Here is a 16,575-nt window from a genome sequence, read left to right as displayed (position 1 = left end):
CTCACCTGAGGGATTTCATCCTGGAGCGGTTTACCTACAAGCCCAGGTTTGTCCAGCATCGAGTCTGGAGATCATTTGCAACAGTCTAGGCGCTTAGCAGGCAGTTCGATCTCTATTTCCGTTTATTCGGAAGGCCCGACGCTAACTGTCCACGGGACACTTTGGTGATCGCTCGAATCGGATTCAAGCACCAACGCGTTGGACATGGACGAGCCTTAATTGAGCGCCTGGTAGAGCTGGCGCCGACGTTTGGCTACCGACATCTGCTCATTGAGAGTGCCAACGCTAAAGCATCTGCTTTTGCTGAGCGGCTGGGCTTTGCGCACTACGATAACCGCCAACATTGGGTCGGATCAGTTGATGCTATCCGGGAAGCACTAGAACAACAGACAGCCTGATCTAGGAATGACTAGCTTCCCAGAAAATGGCTAACTTATGGCTGCGCCTATTTTCGGTGAAAACCGAGGCTTCCCGCTACGGTCGGGAGCAACGGTTGCCGGTGAGACATGAACTCTCTGGATTTTTTACACTTGGGTACCACTGCCCTAATCCGCAGCCTTAGCCCCAGTTGTAATGCAAATCGCACCTTGACGCTCACTCTGGCTGTCAGTTCCAGCCAGTGGTATTACCAGCAGCCTTTCGATAAGTATTGACGCCCCCTTAGGGAGGCCTTTGTAACAACGACCTTGCCGCGCCTAGCCAGCTTCAGCGCTTGAGCTCGAGGCCGGCTAGGTAACCTTGTTGGCAGCGCCTCAGATACAGTCGTCTTAAGTGGCGAAGGTTTGGAATTCACTGGAGAGCTCTTCATCCGACCTCACAGTAGTCCAATCGTGGCACAATGCTCGTAGTGAAAAAAGCCCGGCACTCTGCTCATGATTTTTTGCCATCTGGGATTTGGTTAGTCTTCAGAACCAACGAATTTGGAGGACGATCATGGACAACCAACTACGAAAGCATTCGAAAGAACTCCGCGAGGCGGCCGGCGTCAGCGTCAATCTGGCCGCGATGTGGGCCAACGTTGCCGAGAGAACATGGAGATCCTGGGAAACCGATAGCGGCAACGTAACCTCACGCTTACCCTCCCCTGCTGCGCTGTGGAGCTTCCTGGCTCGTTCAGGGATCAACCTGCGGAAACTGGGTCTTGATATTGATGTAAAACCACGTGGGCTCGCGCTAGCTATCGCCTGCTACAAGGGGGGGGGTTGGAAAGACATCCATCACTGTGAACCTCGCAGTCGCACTTGCCGAGTTGGGGTTTCGAGTAGCAGTCGTGACGAATGACTATAACCACCGTTATGCATGCGAAGATGGCGAACAACCGGCCCCAGGCAGTTGGGCAAGTCGAGTTGGGTTCTTCGATGAGCGCGACCTCATCACATTCCCATCGGCAGTGAAGCAGCGTCGCAAGCGGATTCGCGATCAACTGGCGGCTTTGCCCCCAAACGAACAAGCGAAGTACCAGTTCGTTCATGCCGATGAATTAGAAGCACTGGAACGAAAACAGCGAGCTACAGAAAAACTCAACGAACTCATCGCGCGGCATGATTACGTGTTGCTTGATGTGAACGCTGAGCTCGAACTGGTACGGCGCTTTGCAAATCTGGTTGCAGTGGTCGTGGACACCAACTGTTCGATGGCTGTGCGCAGCGCTGGGAGATTCGTCTCGGCGCTGCAGAACATCAAATGCCGCGAGACAACACCAAGCTACTTCGGCTTGCTGACAAACTGTGATGTCGGAGGCGTCAGCAGTGAGCTCGAAGAATTTGTTGGCGATTTTGTGAAGCTGAGTGATGAACAGTATCAGGACATCATCGACTCGAAATACTCGACCTGCCGGCGCCGCGAGCGCGTGCTCGAGCTGGTCGACTCACTGGAGTTTCCTCCTCTGCATACTGAGCTGACCGGCGCTTACCGGATCGCCATCGAGATGCTGGAGGACGCCCCTCCTCCGGGACAGGAATACGGGTATTTCAGCGCATTCGTAGATTTCGCACCGCGTTCACATGCCGCTCGTGAGATGCGTCGCCTGGCAGATGAACTCATCCATTGGCGACTTCCCAACAACTGGAAGTAATATAGAAAACTCGGTTTGCAGGGCATGCTGTTCAACTCGGCACGCGGTTCCACCACCAAAGAGAAAGATTACGATTCGAGATTTTTGTTTTGGCCTCAAGAAATGCTTCCAGCCCAAAGACTCCAAACTCCCGACCGACACCGGACTGCTTTACCCCGCCGAACGGCGCCAGCAGCTCTGGCGAAATTCTGTTGATCAACACCGAGCCGGCCTGCAGTTGGGTTGCCAGGCGTTGGGCACGTTCCAGTTGCCGGGAAAACACATAAGCTTGCAAACCGTAGATACTGGCATTGGCAATAGCGATCGCTTGTTCTTGCGAGTCATACGCAATGATCGATAGCACCGGGCCGAAAATCTCCTCTTGCGCGATGTCCATGTCACTGCTGACCTCGGCAAAGACCGTAGGCCTGACGAAATAGCCCTTATCCAAGCCGGTTGGTCTGCCCTCCCCGCCGATAATCAACGTCGCGCCTTGCGCCTGCCCGCGGCGGATGAAAGCTTGTACGCGGTCGAATTGGGCGCGATTGACCAGCGGCCCGAGCGCAGTGGCCGGATCCTGCGGATTGCCGACGACCATCGCTCCAACCAGGCTTTTGACGCGGTTGATAATGTCCTCGGCGTGCGTGCGTGGCACCAGCAGACGTGTGCCGGCGACACATGCCTGACCGTTGTTCATGAACGCAGCATTCAGAGCCAGGGGAATGGCGATGTCGAGATCGGCGTCATCCAGGATGATAGAGGCCGACTTCCCCGTGAGCGACAGACTCACTCGCTTCATGGTCTCGATTCCGGCGCGTGCAATGAGCTTTCCGGTGGCGGTGGACCCGGTGAATGAAACTTTCGCGATGAGTGGGCTGGCGCTGATTTCGTCACCCACATCACTGCCGCGTCCCAACAGAATGTTGAAAACCCCTTTGGGCAACTCTGCGCGATGCAACGCATGGGCGAGCACGGTGGTCTGCAAGGGGCTCAACTCGCTCGGTTTGATGACCGAGGCACAGCCAGCCGCAATGGCCGATGCCAGTTTGCTGCATATCGTCCCGGCGGTGCTGTTCCAGGGGGCAAACAGCGCCGCGACTCCGACCGGCTCCATCACCACGGTAGCGTCACCGACCGAACGACTCAGGTCGAAGTGTTTCAACACCAGCGCCGCATTGGTAAATGACTGCGAGGCGTAGCGACTGACCCATTGCGCACGGGCAAACGGCGCACCGTACTCTTCGATGGCGGTATCGCGAATTTCATTCGTGCTCGCCAGCACGGCAGCCTGCAACTGCTCGAGCATGTCGATACGCTCGGCCTTGGAGGTGCGGCCCATCGCGACTTGAGCACGCGAAGCCGCCGCGATAGCGTGCTTGGCATCTTCACGATCAGCCAGGGTGAGCGTACCGATGACCTCCTCGGTAGCCGGATTGATGCATTGCACCGTTTCATTGCCCTGAACGGGAACGAATGCTCCATCAATGTAACTGTGATTGATCTTCCACATCGTGGCGTACCTGATTGATTGCGGTTGCCCGCGATAAGCACAACGCCCGGTATGCCCAGGCGTTGGCCTCGTCGTCGCCCCACCCTCTCCTGCTTTTCAGCCGGGCATCGGCTCACGTGCGCCCCTCCGGATGACGGGCGCGGAAATCTGCAGCCTCCCGAATGGGCCCTCTTTGGAAAGGTTACTTACGAAACACGGAGGGTGATGATCAGAGCGATGTCTCCCCACTGCCGCTTCGCCCTTGGCGTGTTACTTCGCCGTGGCGGCTTTTTCGATTAGGCGGGCAACCGGTTCCGGGTTCGATACCATCACGACATGTGAAGCGCCCTTGACCACTTCCACGGCTTTGGCAGCGGCGCGCTTGGCCATGAACGCCATGGCTTGTGGTGGAATGTTCTTGTCCTTGTCGCCGTAGATGTACCAGGACGGAATATGCTTCCAGGCAGGGCTGCCGGACGCTTCGTTGAGCGCCGCTTCCGTTACCGGACGTTGGGTGGCGGCCATCAATGCCGCCTCTTTCGCGGGGACGTCCGCGGCGAACTGGTTGTGAAATTTGTCCTGCTGGATGTACAAGTCCTTGCCCCCATCGGCCAGTGGTACAGGCGCAGCCAGCGTTGGGCCCAGCGTGCTGCCTGGGAATTTGCCGGCCAGCCCGGCGACGGTTTCCCCGGCCTCAGGTGCAAACGCACTGACGTAAACCAGGGCTTTGACGTTGACATGATCGTTGGCCGCATCACTGATAACGTTGCCGCCATAGGAGTGGCCGACCAACACCACCGGCGAATGAATGCTCGTCAGCAATGCCGAGATTGCCGAACCATCGCTCTTTACACCGCGCAATGGGTTGGCAGCGGCAACCACCGGGTAACCGTCCTTCTCGAGAATCTTCACGACGCCATTCCAACTCGACGCATCGGCAAAGGCGCCATGTACGAGCACAATCGTGGGTTTTTCAGTTTGCGACCAGGCGTGTGTCGCCATGCTCAGGCTGACGGCGACGGCCAGTGCGGTTAATACTTTTTTCATTGCTAACTCCGGGTTTGACGGGAATCAGGGGGCGAAGCGAGTGAAGACAAAGTCGTGATTCCGCACTCGCGCCTGGTGACAGGCGAAGCAGGTTTCGTGTTGGGCTTCATCGGCCGGTTTACCGTTGATAAACCGCCCGAATCCCCAACCCCCGGTTGCTGCATATTTTTTCGAGTCCTTGACCATCACCTGCACGGTCGTGGCCGGCCCCGGGATGGACGCCGGCTCGAATTCCGGGGACTGCACATGTTTCCAGGCCAGCTTTACCAGCACCGTGCCATCGGGGAATGGCAGCGTTGAGTCCTGATAAGCCTTGATGGCCGAGTCATTGCCCAGCACGGCTCGCAGTTCATTCAGGGGGGCTGCTTCCTGCGCCGGCGCAATCAGCGGCCATAGGCGGTAGTTTTCAGGCAATTCACGCCATAGATCGGTGAGGCGTCGCCAGTACTGGCGTCGCCCGAGGTAACACCGGTAGCGGTCAACGCTGCGATTGCAATGGCAGCCGACATCGCGGCAAGAAATTTCAGCTTCATCATCGCCATCCTCTCAGCCGGTGTTCAAAGATGATCGGCATCGATCACCGCCTGGGCGAAGGCTTTCGGCGCTTCCTGCGGCAAGTTGTGACCAACACCGCCGGTGAGCAATCGGTACTCATACTTGCCAGTGAAGCGCTTGGCGTACGCTTCGGCAGGTGGGTGCGGTGCGCCGTTCGCATCACCTTCCAGGGTGATGGTGGGCACGCTGATGGATGGAAATACCGCGAGTTTCTTCTCCAGCGCGTCGTATCTGGCCTCGCCCTTGACCAACCCCAGGCGCCAGCGATAGTTGAAAATCGACACGGCCACGTGATCAGGGTTTTGCAAGGACGCCGCGCTGCGCTCATAAGTGGCGTCGTCGAAATTCCACTGTGGCGACGCCAGCTTCCAGATGAGCTTGGCGAAGTCATGGGTGTTTTTCTCGTAGCCCAGGCGCCCGCGCTCGGTCGCAAAGTAGAACTGGTACCACCACTGCAGTTCGGCGGCTGGCGGCAATGGCGCCTTGCCCGCCTCTTGGCTGCCTATCAGGTAACCGCTCACAGCGACCAGGGCTTTCACTCTTTCCGGCCACAGTGCGGCAACGATATCTGCAGTGCGGGCGCCCCAGTCAAACCCACCCAGCACCGCCGTCTTGATCTTCAGCGCGTCCATGAAGTCGATCAGGTCAGTCGCCAGCGCAGCAGGTTGACCATTGCGAACTGTCTTGGCCGAGAGAAAATGCGTATCGCCATAACCCCGCGCAGAAGGGATCAACACTCGATATCCCTTGTCCGCCAAAGCAGGAGCGACATCAGCGTATGCGTTGATATCGTAGGGCCAGCCGTGCAACAAAATGACCACAGGGCCATCGGCTGGGCCGAGTTCCGCGTAAGAAATGTCCAGCAGCCCCGCTTTCACATGCTTAAGAGCACCGAGAGAGGTGTGGGCTCCCGGCGTGATAGCCCCAATGGTGGACGCGGGTACATCAGCCGCGCTGGCTTGGGAAAAACCGACAACCACCGCTGCGAATTGCAGCGCCGCTGCTGCCAACAGCGATGGGGCAAGACCCCGCAGGCGGCTGGATTTATTTTGGTTGTTCAGCAAGGTCGTCTCCATGGTGCTTCTCCGTAGCGAGCCGCCGAATAGCGGCCCGGTTGTGTTGACTGGATTGCGTGTGAGCTACTGGGCTGTCTTCGTTGCGCTCAGCTTGGCGCGCAGCGGCCGGAAGGCCTCCCGCAACTCTTCGCTGAACAATTGAGGTTGCTCCCAGGAAGCGAAGTGGCCGCCCTTGTTAACCTGGCTGTAGTAGGAAAGTGATGGGTAAGCGCGTTGCGCCCAGCTTTTTGGCGCCTGATAGATCTCGTGCGGGAAGACCGTGATCGCCACCGGCACCTTGATGCTTGCGGTGTTCTGCGCGGCGGCGCTGAAATTGTTGTTGTTGTTTTCCCAGTAGAAACGCGATGACGATGCGCCTGCGTTCGTCAGCCAGTACAGGCTGATATCGTCCAGCATCTCGTCACGGGTCAATACCCGTTCAGGCTGACCATCACTGTCCGTCCACGCGGCGATTTTTTCGTACATCCACGCCGCAGTACCGGTAGGCGAATCGGCCAGCAGGTAACCGATAGTCTGCGGGCGCGTAACCATCATCGCGCCGTATGCTGCATTGCGGCCGAAGAAGGTGCTCAAGGAATCAAACGCCTTGCGTTCAGGCTCAGTGAGCCCGACAGGGGCCGGGTCACCACTATTGATCGGCTTGACCAATTCGGGCGGGATGGTGGCCGGCATGTTCAAGTGAATGCCCAACAGACCCGGCGGATTCAGGCGGCCTAATGCATCCGATATCACCGAACCGTGATCTCCGCCCTGGGAAACATAGTGGGTATAACCCAGACGCTTGATGAGCACATCCCAAGCCTTCGCGACTCGATCCGGCCCCCAGCCCAATTCAGTTGGCTTACCGGAAAAACCGTGTCCCGGAATCGATGGAATGATCACGTCGAACGAATCTTCAACCTTACCGCCGTAAGCAACGGGATCCGTCAGCGGGCCGATAGTCTTCAGGAACTCAAACTGTGAGCCTGGCCATCCGTGTGTCAGAAGCAGCGGCATCGCGTTGGGGTTTCGCGAGCGAACATGGATGAATTGAATATCGACGCCGTCGATAGTCGTGATGAATTCAGGCAGCGCATTGAGCTTTGCTTCGGCCTTGCGCCAGTCATAGCCGCTGCCCCAATACTTCACCAGCGCCTGGACCTGGGCCAACTGCACGCCTTGGGAAACGTCATTGACGGTCTCTTTGTCCGGCCAGCGGGTCGCCGCAATGCGCTTTTTCAGATCGGTCAATTGAGCTTCATCGACGTGAATTCGATAAGGTCGAATCGATTCGGGATTGGTCGAGGCCGAGTTGGCAACTGACGCATCGGCGGCCGGGCCAGCAGCCCAGGCACCACCGCTGCCGGCTATCAGGGCCAACCCCAAAACGCCCATTCTCACGGAAGAAGCCAGACAATGGCGCCAGGTGAAACCGAACGTAGCTGCAGGCATTTTGAATTTCCTATAAGTCATTGGTCGACAACGTCGCGAAACGCGCAGAGATAGCCGCGAGTTAAATGAGTCATCCATTGGAGAAGGTTTGCGCCTTCTCGATGGGTTCATTTAAAGCCCCGCAGGTATCCCGTATGTGTCATCAACCGACTTAAAAGAATCGCTGTGTATCTATCCAAAGCGCAGATACAAAACAATACAAACCGACCACTCGCTCATCAGAAAAACCAATGCCCCGACTTGTCGGGGCATTGGTTTTTCTGGGATGTGGAAAACATAAGGGCTTTTCAGCCCATCAAGCCCGGCAAAGGGCATCGAGACCGCGTCGATTGCCAGGCGGCATAACTACCCAAGGAACGGGCAGATACCCCGCTCAACATTCGTAAAGCGCTAAGAGTCACTAAACGTTAGCCGAAGAAAATCCAGTGCGCGCGGTCGATGAACTCGACCTGGGCGTACTGGGTTTTGAGGGTATCGATCCTGCCACAACCGGTCGTCCGGCCTGCAACCGATCCGCTGCGCCAGGCGCTCGACAGAGATAGCTCTGGAGTCTTTCCGGTGGCACATGACCGATCACAATCGACCTGCCGAACGCCCCTCAGTCGTAACAGTGACAGCACAGGACAAGGCAATTACAATTTGATTAACATCCAGCGATTGAGTGATTGAATACCCCATGGAAAGCAAGACTGCGCGCCTCACTGTGCTCATCGATCCCATCAAGAAAAAGGCATTCGAGGAACTCTGTGCAGCACAGGATTTGACGCCTTCGCAGGTGGTCCGTCAGTTGGTTCGTGACTACCTGGACACCCACGGTGCCAGCTATTCGACCAAAAGCAAGTACGCCACCAGCAACAAGTCATAACCGAACACGGGCAGTTAGCCTCTAGAGGGTCGATGTGTCCTCCACGAGACTGACAGCTTTCGCCAGCGCGGTGTTGAAGTCGGTGTGGTAATGCTCCGCGCCGATTTCTTGCAAGATGCCCACCCTATGGAGCTTGTTGAGTACCTTCGTATTCGCCTCGCAGAGTTTCACCACGATATGCCGCTTGTGCAGTTGCTGGATGACTTCTTCCAACACCTGTAAGCCCGTGATATCCATAAACGGTACGCGCTTCAAACGGATAATCAGCAGGCGCGGGTCGGTATGAGTCTGTGCAAGGACACGCTCGAACGTCTCGGCCGCCCCAAAGAACAGCGGCCCCTCAATCGTATAGATCAATACTCCCGGCGGCAGTTGAGCATGGCCATTAGCTTTCAGCTCTTCTTCAAGCTCGTACTCGACGACCTGTTGCACCTCCACGGATGAGGCCATGCGGCGTATGAAGTGCAGCATCGCCAGAATGACGCCGATATTCACGGCGATCACCAAATCACTGAACACGGTGAGGCCGAAGGTGATGAGCAGGATCGATACGTCCGCGCGCGGGGCTCGCTGGACCATGCGCTTGAAATGCTTTAGCTCGCTCATGTTGTACGCGACCACAAAAAGTATCGCGGCCAGTGCGCACAGCGGGATGTTTGAGGCCAGAGGTGCCAGAAACAGAATAATCAGCACCAAGGTGACTGCGTGCGTAATGCCGGCCAGCGGGCTTGTGCCGCCGTTACGGATATTGGTGGCCGTGCGGGCAATGGCCCCGGTAGCGGCGAAGCCGCCGAACAATGGCGTGACCAGATTGGCCACCCCCTGACCGATCAGCTCCTGATTGGAGTCGTGCTTGGTACCTGCCATGCCATCGGCCACCGTCGCGGACAACAGTGATTCGATTGCCCCGAGCATGGCGATAGTGAACGCCGGACCAATCAGATCGATGACCCGCGACAGCGTGATTTCAGGCAGGCTCAACGCGGGCAAACCTTGAGGTATGCCACCAAATGCACTGCCAATCGTGGCGACCCCCTCGAAGTGAAAGGTGGACTGGATCGCTGTCGCGACCGCCATGGCGATCAGTGGGCCAGGCACTTGTTTGAGACCGGGAATTCTGGGCGCAGTGATGACCAGTAAAAGGCTAAGTACCGCCAGCAGGGTCGTGGCCATATGAAGATTCGGCAGGGCCTGGAGCAGATGCCAGAGCTTTTCATGGAAGTGCTCTCCTCCGACCTTCGGTAATCCGAAAAAGTCTCTCCACTGCCCGACCCAGATGATCACGCCGATGCCCGCAGTGAATCCGACGATCACCGGGTCGGGGATAAACTTGATGATTGCACCGAGCCGGGCCATCCCCAGCAGTAACAACATCGCCCCCGCCATCATCGTGGCGATCTGCAGGCCGTCGACACCATGCTCGGCCGTGACGCCCGCAAGAATCACGATGAACGCACCTGTCGGCCCGGCAATCTGCAAGCGGCTTCCGCCAAAGAGCGAAACCAGCAGGCCACCGATGATGGCGGTGTAGATGCCTTGCTCAGGTTTGACGCCAGATGCAATGGCAAACGCCATGGCCAGCGGGAGTGCCACGATCCCGACGATCACGCCAGACATCACATTGCGAAGCCAGTGTCCTCGTCCCAACAACCCCGCCTTCCATGCCTCACCTATCGCAATCATGGCTAGCTCCTCAGTGGATGCATGTGCATAATATTAACATCCAGTGATAATTGAAATCCCCTGGCGCCACTGCTTCGTGCGGCTGGAGATGTCTAGGGTGGAGCTCAGAGGGAGCTGAGCGAGCATGCACTGCCAATAGAGAATTTTTGAAAACGCGCGTAGCGTGGTGACAGACATGAATCGTCAAGCTGTGAAAACCAAACATGCCGAAGGCGTGACCTTCGACACGCATGTGATCGCAAACCCAACCAACCCCAAGGAGTGGATTGTGTTCTTCAAGAAGGACGCCGGGAGAAGTTATTTTTTGGTTGATGACAACGAGGAGGTCGAGTCTTTCGGGCATCTGGATGACTTGGTCGCAGAACTTCGCGACTTGGGCCTCAAGGCGGCTGAAATCCACTTTTAACCCTGGGTACTTCATGCAGCCAACACGCCGTCCCTGTTCCAAACCTTTCAAAGCCCAAGTGTTTGCTGGACGACTATAGACGTGCTCGCGAAGCGATCTCCTTGATCGCTCCGCGAATTGACTTGCCCTCAGGTCTACGTCACTTCAGCCATACATCGACCCGCTGTTCAGTTCCCTCTATAAACACCAAAGCCTCAACCTGACCTGCTTCGATCAAGTCCTGGCGAACGCCTTTTATCCTTTCAAGCTGCGCAGCCCCGTCAACCAGTTCAACACGTGCTACCGAAGCCTTCATGGATTGGCGGGCGTCAGATTTTGCTTTGCGAATCGCAGATAGCACGGCACTGACACTCATCAATAAGCTTTCAATAGACGCGTCAGGACAAGCATCCCCTTGCGGCCAAGGCGCATTGTGCACTGAGCCGCAATTCCAGGATTGCCAGACTTCCTCACACACAAATGGCAGAAATGGCGCAAACAGTCGCTGCTGCACGCTCAGTGCATGTGCAAAAGCATTACGGGCCGAATGGCCTTCTGGTCGATAGGCGCGACGCTTGACCAATTCGACGTAGTCATCGCAAAACCACCAGAAGAACCCTTCGATACGTGACAACGCCACGCTATAGTCGTACGCCTCCAACGCGCACGTAGCATCATGGACTACGCCGCCCAGGCGTTTGAGCATGGCCTGATCCAGCGGCTGGTCGATATCCCCGTTGTCATCCTTCGCAAAGCCTTGAACCAACCTCGATAGATTGAACAGCTTGACGGCCAAACGGCGGCCGATCTTCATCTGCTGTTCTTCAAAGGCTGTATCACTGCCGAGCCGCGCTGAGGCTGCCCAGTAGCGCACACCGTCACTTCCATACTGGTCGAGCAAGGCTTGTGGGGTTACCACGTTACCCTTGGATTTAGACATTTTCTTACGGTCGGGATCAAGGATCCACCCAGAGAGCGCGACATTACGCCATGGCACGCAACCGTGTTCAAAATGGCTGCGTACCAGTGTCGAAAATAGCCAGGTGCGGATGATGTCGTGACCTTGAGGCCTGAGATCCATGGGGTATATTTTGGCGAACAACGCGTCGTCCTCTCCCCAGCCTCCGGCGATCTGAGGCGTCAGCGAACTGGTGGCCCACGTATCCATGATGTCCTGTTCGCCGACAAAACCATTCGGTTGACCACGTTGCTCGGGGCGATACCCTGGCGGAGTATCCAGGCTCGGATCAACGGGCAGGCTTTCCTCACCGGCAATAATCGGCGCGCTGTAGTCTGCTTCGCCTTGTGCATCCAGCCTATACCAGAACGGAATCGGTACGCCGAACGTACGCTGGCGACTGATGAGCCAATCTCCGTTCAAACCGCCTACCCAATGCTCGTAACGCCTGAGCATGTGCGGCGGATGCCAGTCCAGCGTCTGGCCTGAGGCACGCAACAAGTCCCGCAGGCTTGCGTCGCGTCCGCCATTACGCAAGTACCATTGCCGAGTGGCAAGAATTTCCAAAGGCCGGTCGCCTTTCTCGAAAAACTTTACCGCGTGTTGAATCGGTCGGGGTTCATCCTGCATGGCGCCGCAGTCGCGAAACATCGACACGAGCTGTGTGCGAACCTGGGACAAATTACGGCCAGCCAGGCCTGCATAGGCCTGTTGGCTGCGGGGTGTCGTCAACCAGGGGGGCGTCTCAAGCAACAGGCGCCCATCTTTTCCCAGTATTGACCGCGTTGGCAACTGCAACTCCCGCCACCAGATCACATCGGTAAGATCGCCAAAGGTGCAGACCATCACCAAGCCGGTGCCCTTGTCAGGATCGCCCAAAGGGTGTGCCAGCAGCGGTACGTCCACGTCAAAAATCGGCGAGCGCACGGATTGTCCGAGCCGCGCCTTATAACGAACGTCGTCCGGGTGAGCCACCAGCGCCACGCATGCCATCAGTAGCTCAGGCCGAGTGGTAGCCACCCTCAATGGGGCGCCATCAGCCGTCTCGAAACGGAGTTCGTGATACGCACCCGCGACCTCACGCTCTTCAAGCTCTGCTTGAGCCACGGCTGTCTGGAACGTTACGTCCCACAGGCACGGGGCTTCCTGGCTATACAGTTCGCCACGCTGATAGTTACGAAGCAAAGCGCGCTGACTCGCTCGTTGGGAGCGCTCATCAATGGTGGCATATGAAAGGCTCCAATCAACGGACAAGCCCAGTTGCACGAAGAGTGCACGGAACGCTTGCTCATCAATGGCCGTCAGTTCGTGGCACAACTCGATGAAGTTGCGCCTGCTGATGACAGTAAAGTCACCTCGCTTTAATGGAATGGGCTCAGGTGGCCTGAAACCAGGCTGATAAGCTGCCAGCGAGTCGCAACGTACGCCATAGAAATTCTCGACCCTGCGTTCGGTCGGCAAGCCGTTGTCGTCCCACCCCATGGGGTAGAACACAGCCTTACCTCGCATGCGCTGGTATCGAGCGATGATATCTGTATGGGTATAGCTGAAGACATGACCGACATGCAGCGAGCCTGAGGCCGTCGGCGGGGGTGTATCGATGGAGAACACAGCGTCGCGTTGGGCTGTGTGGTCAAAGGCATACGTGCCTTCGAGCTGCCAACGTTGAGACCAGCGTGTTTCAAGGTTTTCGAGCGAGGGGGTGACAGTTTGATCGTTTAGAACTTCATCACGTTTAACGGTGACATAGCATCCTCCTGTTAATATCAAAGGGCACGACAGTGAGTCGTGCGCCGGGCTGAATTTTATATTGAATCGCCTTTGAAAAGTAAACCCCCTAATCCAGTGAGATCAGTCTGAACAAGGACATCCCTGGTTTTGTTTTAATGGCTCAGCGAAGCCCAAATCCCATTCGTTTCAGCTCTTCCACCAGCTCTTCTCGCCCATGGAGGTTTGCGACACTGCGAAGCCTATTGACCACCTGCTCCGACCACCCGGAAGCCTTCATGCCCTCACGTTGGTAGAAGGCGCCCAAGCGCTCATCGTATTGAGCGACCGCAGCCACATCTGTCGCTGCCGAATAGGTCTCATGGTGCAGCACGGCGCGTTGCGGGAGCCTTGGCTTCACTTCCGCTGGCCGTTCGGTAGAGGGGTGGCCGACACAAAGGCCGAAAACGGGATAGACCTGCGCAGGGAGACCAAGCTCCTTGGCCACGCCTTCAATGTCGTTTCGGATGGCGCCAATGTACACACTGCCCAGCCCCAGCGATTCCAGGGCAACCACGGCGTTCTGAGCCGCCAAGGCGGCGTCGATCGTGCCGAGCAACAGGCTCTCGAGGTAAGGGACGGCTTCCAGCTCCACCTCTTGCTGCTCAGCCACTCGAGCGATCCGGGAAAGGTCAGCAAGCCAGACCAGAAACAGAGGCGCCTGGCGGATATAGGCCTGGTTTCCCGCCAGGGACGAGAGACGCGCCTTGCGGTCGCTGTCCTGAACAGCGACGACGCTCCAGACCTGCAGGTTTGACGAGGTTGAGGCTGATTGCGCCGCGGCGACCAGGGTCTCGAGGGTGCCGTCAGGCAGTGGCTGATCAGTAAAGGCACGAACGCTGCGATGGTCGAGCAGCAGGTCGATCGTCTCGTTCCAGGGCTTGAGGGGCGAGATGTCCGCCGCGCCATAGCGGGCAGCCAGTTTCGATTGGGCGTTGGCTGTCATTCGATATCTCCAAATAGAAATCGAGGCTACCAAATCCCCGGCAGCGCAGCACGCCTCCCGGGGGAAGTTTCATCTACCACGCAAACCAAACCGATCCACACAGGTACGTTCAGTGTGTCAGCCAAACCGCTCACTGACCTGCATGCACCAGGCCGCTCAAAAAGCCGGCGACCAAACGATTGAACACTTCGCCTTGATCATCATGAACATAGTGACTGGCATCCGCCACTTCCACGGCTTGGACGTGCGGGTTGCTGGCGCACATGGCCTGCAGCATCACAGGGGGTAGAAAGTCCGAGCGGCCACCGCGAATGAACAGGCTTGGGCAATCCAATGAGCGCACCGCCGGCCACAAATCAGTGGGTTCGATACTCAGTCGTGCCTCGGCAATCCCTTGCTGATCATGGCGCCAGCCAATCACTCCGTCGCGCTCCTGCATCGAATGCGCCAGCCTTGATTCCACGCCCTCCTCCGACAAACCTGGACGTGAGGCCTTCCAGAATGCACGGGCCGCGTCCCAGCTTTCGAACTGCAATGGCGTCTGGGCCATCTCGCGACGAATACGCGCGGCGCCATCGCCTTGGGTTGAAGATCCGGGGCCGATATCCTCGATCAGCAAGCCCATCAAGCGTCCCGGGTGTTGCCGCGCATACTCGAGGGCGTTGGCGCCGCCCAATGAGTGGCCCAGCAATACAAAACGCTGTAGGCCAACATGCTCGATCAAATCCTCCAGATCCTCGACATACGATTGAGTGTGGTAACTGGCGGGTTCGGCCCAGTCGCTCAGCCCCCGGCCGCGCTGGTCCAGGGCATAGACGCAGTAGCCCTCCCCCAGGGCCTGTACCAGCGACTCCCAGGTCTGTGCATAGGCTCGCAAGCCGTGCAATAGCACCAGGGGCACGCCTGTCGAGGCGCCCCAGCGCAAATAATGCAGGCGCAAGCCCGAACGATTGGTGAAGAAACAGCTCTCAGCAGGCATGGCCTTGCTCCTTTAGAAACGGTCGAAGCGATAAGGGCTCGGGTCAATGATCGGCGTATGCCCACTGACCAGATCCGCCGCGAGATGGCCCGCCGCAGGCGACGTACCGAACCCGTGCCCCGAGAAGCCGGTGGCCACGGTCAAGCCTGGGATCTGCGCTACCGGTCCGATCACCGGGTTGGAATCGGGTGTCACGTCGATAGTGCCCGCCCAGGCATGCGCGATCCTTGCCTGTTCGAACACCGGCCAGGCGGCAATCAGATTGTTCAGCGCGTCGTTGTTGAGCTGCGGATTGGCGGCTGGATCCTGCACCCTGATGCGCTCGAACGGGCTGACACTGTCGGCGTGCCAACGACGTGCCAGCATCAGGTCATTAATAAACGGCTTGCCCAGCGACACATTCAACACGCTGCGTTGCGCACGAAACTGCGGCATATATTGTTTGGCAAGCAACAGGTGATCGAGGGTCAGGAAAGCATCCAACTTACCGCGCTGGGTAATGATGAAACCGCCGTCCTTGTGCTTGCGAAACGAAAAATCCGGGGCGCCGACGGCAATCTGCGTCGGCCCTTCCATCGGTTGGGTACGCAGCACAGAGCAGGTCAAGGGCAAGGTCGGCAACGACACCCCCAGATTGCCCAGAAAGCGACGGGACCACATGCCGCCTGCGAGCAATACGTGATCACAGCGAATTTCACCTTTTTCCGTGACCACGCCACTGACCGCACCTGCGGACATCTGCAGCGTACGCACCGCGCACTGCTCGATGATCACTACGCCCATGGCCATGGCGGCGTTGGCGATGGCGCTGCTGGCCAGCGTCGGTTCCGCACGTGCATCGGAGGGTGTAAAAATACCGCCGGCCCAGTCACCCACGCCGCCCGGCACCAGCGCATCAATCTCACGCTTGCTGAGCAACCGCGAATCCAGCGACAAATGCTCTACCGACTTGAGCCAGCCCTCATGCATTGCCATTTGCGCCGGGGTACGGCCTAAAAACATGATGCCTTCCTGGCGATACCCCACATCCGCCCCTACCCGCTCAGGCATCTGCGCCCACAAGCGGTCAGCGGCCAGGGCCAGCGGTATGTCGGCCGCGTGACGGCTGGTTTTGCGCACCCATCCCAAGTTACGAGATGACTGCTCGGCGGCGATCCGGCCTTTTTCCAGGACCACCACCGCGATATTGCGCTCAGCCAAGGCGAGCGCAGCCGTCAGGCCGATGATCCCGCCGCCAATGATGACGACGGACGTCGCGCTGGGAAACACGGTGGAGGTTGTGACGGGCGCTATTATCGGTGCCATGGTCAAGACTCGGTTAGCGAATTAGGGAAGCCACGC

General features: G+C 57.7%; 12 protein-coding genes and 2 pseudogenes. 4 read left to right on the top strand and 10 right to left on the bottom strand.

Annotated elements, in window-relative coordinates:
• The first annotated feature begins 164 nt into the window (after window positions 1-164).
• Entirely contained in the window at window positions 165-398 is a 234-nt protein-coding gene (locus AC1Q6I_RS04625; RefSeq protein ID WP_158244418.1) for a GNAT family N-acetyltransferase, read from the top strand.
• An 803-nt stretch (window positions 399-1,201) separates the two neighbouring features.
• Window positions 1,202-2,074 (top strand): annotated as a pseudogene (locus AC1Q6I_RS04620) (ParA family protein); the annotation flags it as partial.
• Between the two features lie 31 nt (window positions 2,075-2,105).
• On the opposite strand, the gene AC1Q6I_RS04615 reads toward AC1Q6I_RS04620, so the two are convergent.
• The 5 genes and pseudogenes from AC1Q6I_RS04615 to AC1Q6I_RS04595 all read right to left on the bottom strand — a co-directional run bounded on the left by AC1Q6I_RS04615 (window position 2,106) and on the right by AC1Q6I_RS04595 (window position 7,651).
• On the bottom strand, window positions 2,106-3,563 hold the full coding sequence (locus tag AC1Q6I_RS04615; protein ID WP_102623369.1) for an aldehyde dehydrogenase family protein: 1,458 nt from the start codon (window positions 3,561-3,563) through the stop codon (window positions 2,106-2,108).
• A 249-nt stretch (window positions 3,564-3,812) separates the two neighbouring features.
• Entirely contained in the window at window positions 3,813-4,589 is a 777-nt protein-coding gene (locus AC1Q6I_RS04610) for an alpha/beta fold hydrolase (RefSeq protein WP_024075434.1), read from the bottom strand.
• 24 nt (window positions 4,590-4,613) lie between these two features.
• Window positions 4,614-5,122 (bottom strand): annotated as a pseudogene (locus tag AC1Q6I_RS04605) (cytochrome P460 family protein).
• A 24-nt stretch (window positions 5,123-5,146) separates the two neighbouring features.
• Complete coding sequence (locus AC1Q6I_RS04600; protein ID WP_102623368.1) at window positions 5,147-6,220, bottom strand: alpha/beta fold hydrolase; 1,074 nt, start codon at window positions 6,218-6,220, stop codon at window positions 5,147-5,149.
• A 63-nt stretch (window positions 6,221-6,283) separates the two neighbouring features.
• The gene (locus tag AC1Q6I_RS04595; protein WP_102623367.1) at window positions 6,284-7,651 is read right to left on the bottom strand and encodes an epoxide hydrolase family protein; all 1,368 of its coding nucleotides are present in this window, start codon (window positions 7,649-7,651) and stop codon (window positions 6,284-6,286) included.
• Window positions 7,652-8,327: 676 nt separating this feature from the next.
• On the opposite strand from AC1Q6I_RS04595, the gene AC1Q6I_RS04590 reads away from it, so the two are divergent.
• Window positions 8,328-8,516 carry a ribbon-helix-helix domain-containing protein gene (locus AC1Q6I_RS04590; protein WP_024075438.1) on the top strand — a complete coding sequence of 63 codons (189 nt, stop codon included), beginning with the start codon at window positions 8,328-8,330 and terminating at the stop codon, window positions 8,514-8,516.
• A gap of 21 nt (window positions 8,517-8,537) precedes the next feature.
• Here AC1Q6I_RS04590 and AC1Q6I_RS04585 read toward each other — a convergent pair whose 3' ends face one another.
• Window positions 8,538-10,199, bottom strand: coding sequence for a SulP family inorganic anion transporter (locus AC1Q6I_RS04585; RefSeq protein ID WP_102623366.1), 1,662 nt, complete (start codon window positions 10,197-10,199; stop codon window positions 8,538-8,540).
• A 175-nt stretch (window positions 10,200-10,374) separates the two neighbouring features.
• Between AC1Q6I_RS04585 and AC1Q6I_RS04580 the strand changes: the two genes are divergently transcribed.
• Window positions 10,375-10,605, top strand: a complete 231-nt coding sequence (locus AC1Q6I_RS04580; protein ID WP_041160937.1) for a hypothetical protein — start codon at window positions 10,375-10,377, stop codon at window positions 10,603-10,605.
• A 139-nt stretch (window positions 10,606-10,744) separates the two neighbouring features.
• Here the strand turns inward: AC1Q6I_RS04580 and valS are convergent, their stop codons facing one another.
• From valS to AC1Q6I_RS04560, 4 genes are all read right to left on the bottom strand, one after another.
• Window positions 10,745-13,312, bottom strand: coding sequence for a valine--tRNA ligase (gene valS, locus AC1Q6I_RS04575; protein ID WP_102623365.1), 2,568 nt, complete (start codon window positions 13,310-13,312; stop codon window positions 10,745-10,747).
• A gap of 121 nt (window positions 13,313-13,433) precedes the next feature.
• Window positions 13,434-14,255 (bottom strand): oxygen-insensitive NADPH nitroreductase, encoded by an 822-nt coding sequence (gene nfsA, locus AC1Q6I_RS04570; RefSeq protein WP_024075441.1) that lies wholly within the window; start codon window positions 14,253-14,255, stop codon window positions 13,434-13,436.
• 130 nt (window positions 14,256-14,385) lie between these two features.
• Complete coding sequence (locus AC1Q6I_RS04565) at window positions 14,386-15,234, bottom strand: alpha/beta fold hydrolase (protein WP_069075961.1); 849 nt, start codon at window positions 15,232-15,234, stop codon at window positions 14,386-14,388.
• A 12-nt stretch (window positions 15,235-15,246) separates the two neighbouring features.
• Window positions 15,247-16,539 carry an NAD(P)/FAD-dependent oxidoreductase gene (locus tag AC1Q6I_RS04560; protein WP_069075960.1) on the bottom strand — a complete coding sequence of 431 codons (1,293 nt, stop codon included), beginning with the start codon at window positions 16,537-16,539 and terminating at the stop codon, window positions 15,247-15,249.
• Window positions 16,540-16,575 lie beyond the last annotated feature (36 nt).

Source organism: Pseudomonas sp. MPR-R2A5 (genome assembly GCF_058793055.1).
Note: the sequence above shows the minus strand (reverse complement) of the source record. Positions and strands in the feature narration are given on the sequence as shown.

Excerpts from the sequence above, each read along its gene's own strand:
- AC1Q6I_RS04615 (WP_102623369.1), bottom strand. The coding sequence starts at position 3,563 with ATGTGGAAGATCAATCACAGTTACATTGATGGAGCATTCGTTCCCGTT.
- AC1Q6I_RS04610 (WP_024075434.1), bottom strand. The coding sequence starts at position 4,589 with ATGAAAAAAGTATTAACCGCACTGGCCGTCGCCGTCAGCCTGAGCATG.
- AC1Q6I_RS04600 (WP_102623368.1), bottom strand. The coding sequence starts at position 6,220 with ATGGAGACGACCTTGCTGAACAACCAAAATAAATCCAGCCGCCTGCGG.
- AC1Q6I_RS04595 (WP_102623367.1), bottom strand. The coding sequence starts at position 7,651 with ATGCCTGCAGCTACGTTCGGTTTCACCTGGCGCCATTGTCTGGCTTCT.
- AC1Q6I_RS04590 (WP_024075438.1), top strand. The coding sequence starts at position 8,328 with ATGGAAAGCAAGACTGCGCGCCTCACTGTGCTCATCGATCCCATCAAG.
- AC1Q6I_RS04585 (WP_102623366.1), bottom strand. The coding sequence starts at position 10,199 with ATGATTGCGATAGGTGAGGCATGGAAGGCGGGGTTGTTGGGACGAGGA.
- AC1Q6I_RS04580 (WP_041160937.1), top strand. The coding sequence starts at position 10,375 with ATGAATCGTCAAGCTGTGAAAACCAAACATGCCGAAGGCGTGACCTTC.
- nfsA (WP_024075441.1), bottom strand. The coding sequence starts at position 14,255 with ATGACAGCCAACGCCCAATCGAAACTGGCTGCCCGCTATGGCGCGGCG.
- AC1Q6I_RS04565 (WP_069075961.1), bottom strand. The coding sequence starts at position 15,234 with ATGCCTGCTGAGAGCTGTTTCTTCACCAATCGTTCGGGCTTGCGCCTG.
- AC1Q6I_RS04560 (WP_069075960.1), bottom strand. The coding sequence starts at position 16,539 with ATGGCACCGATAATAGCGCCCGTCACAACCTCCACCGTGTTTCCCAGC.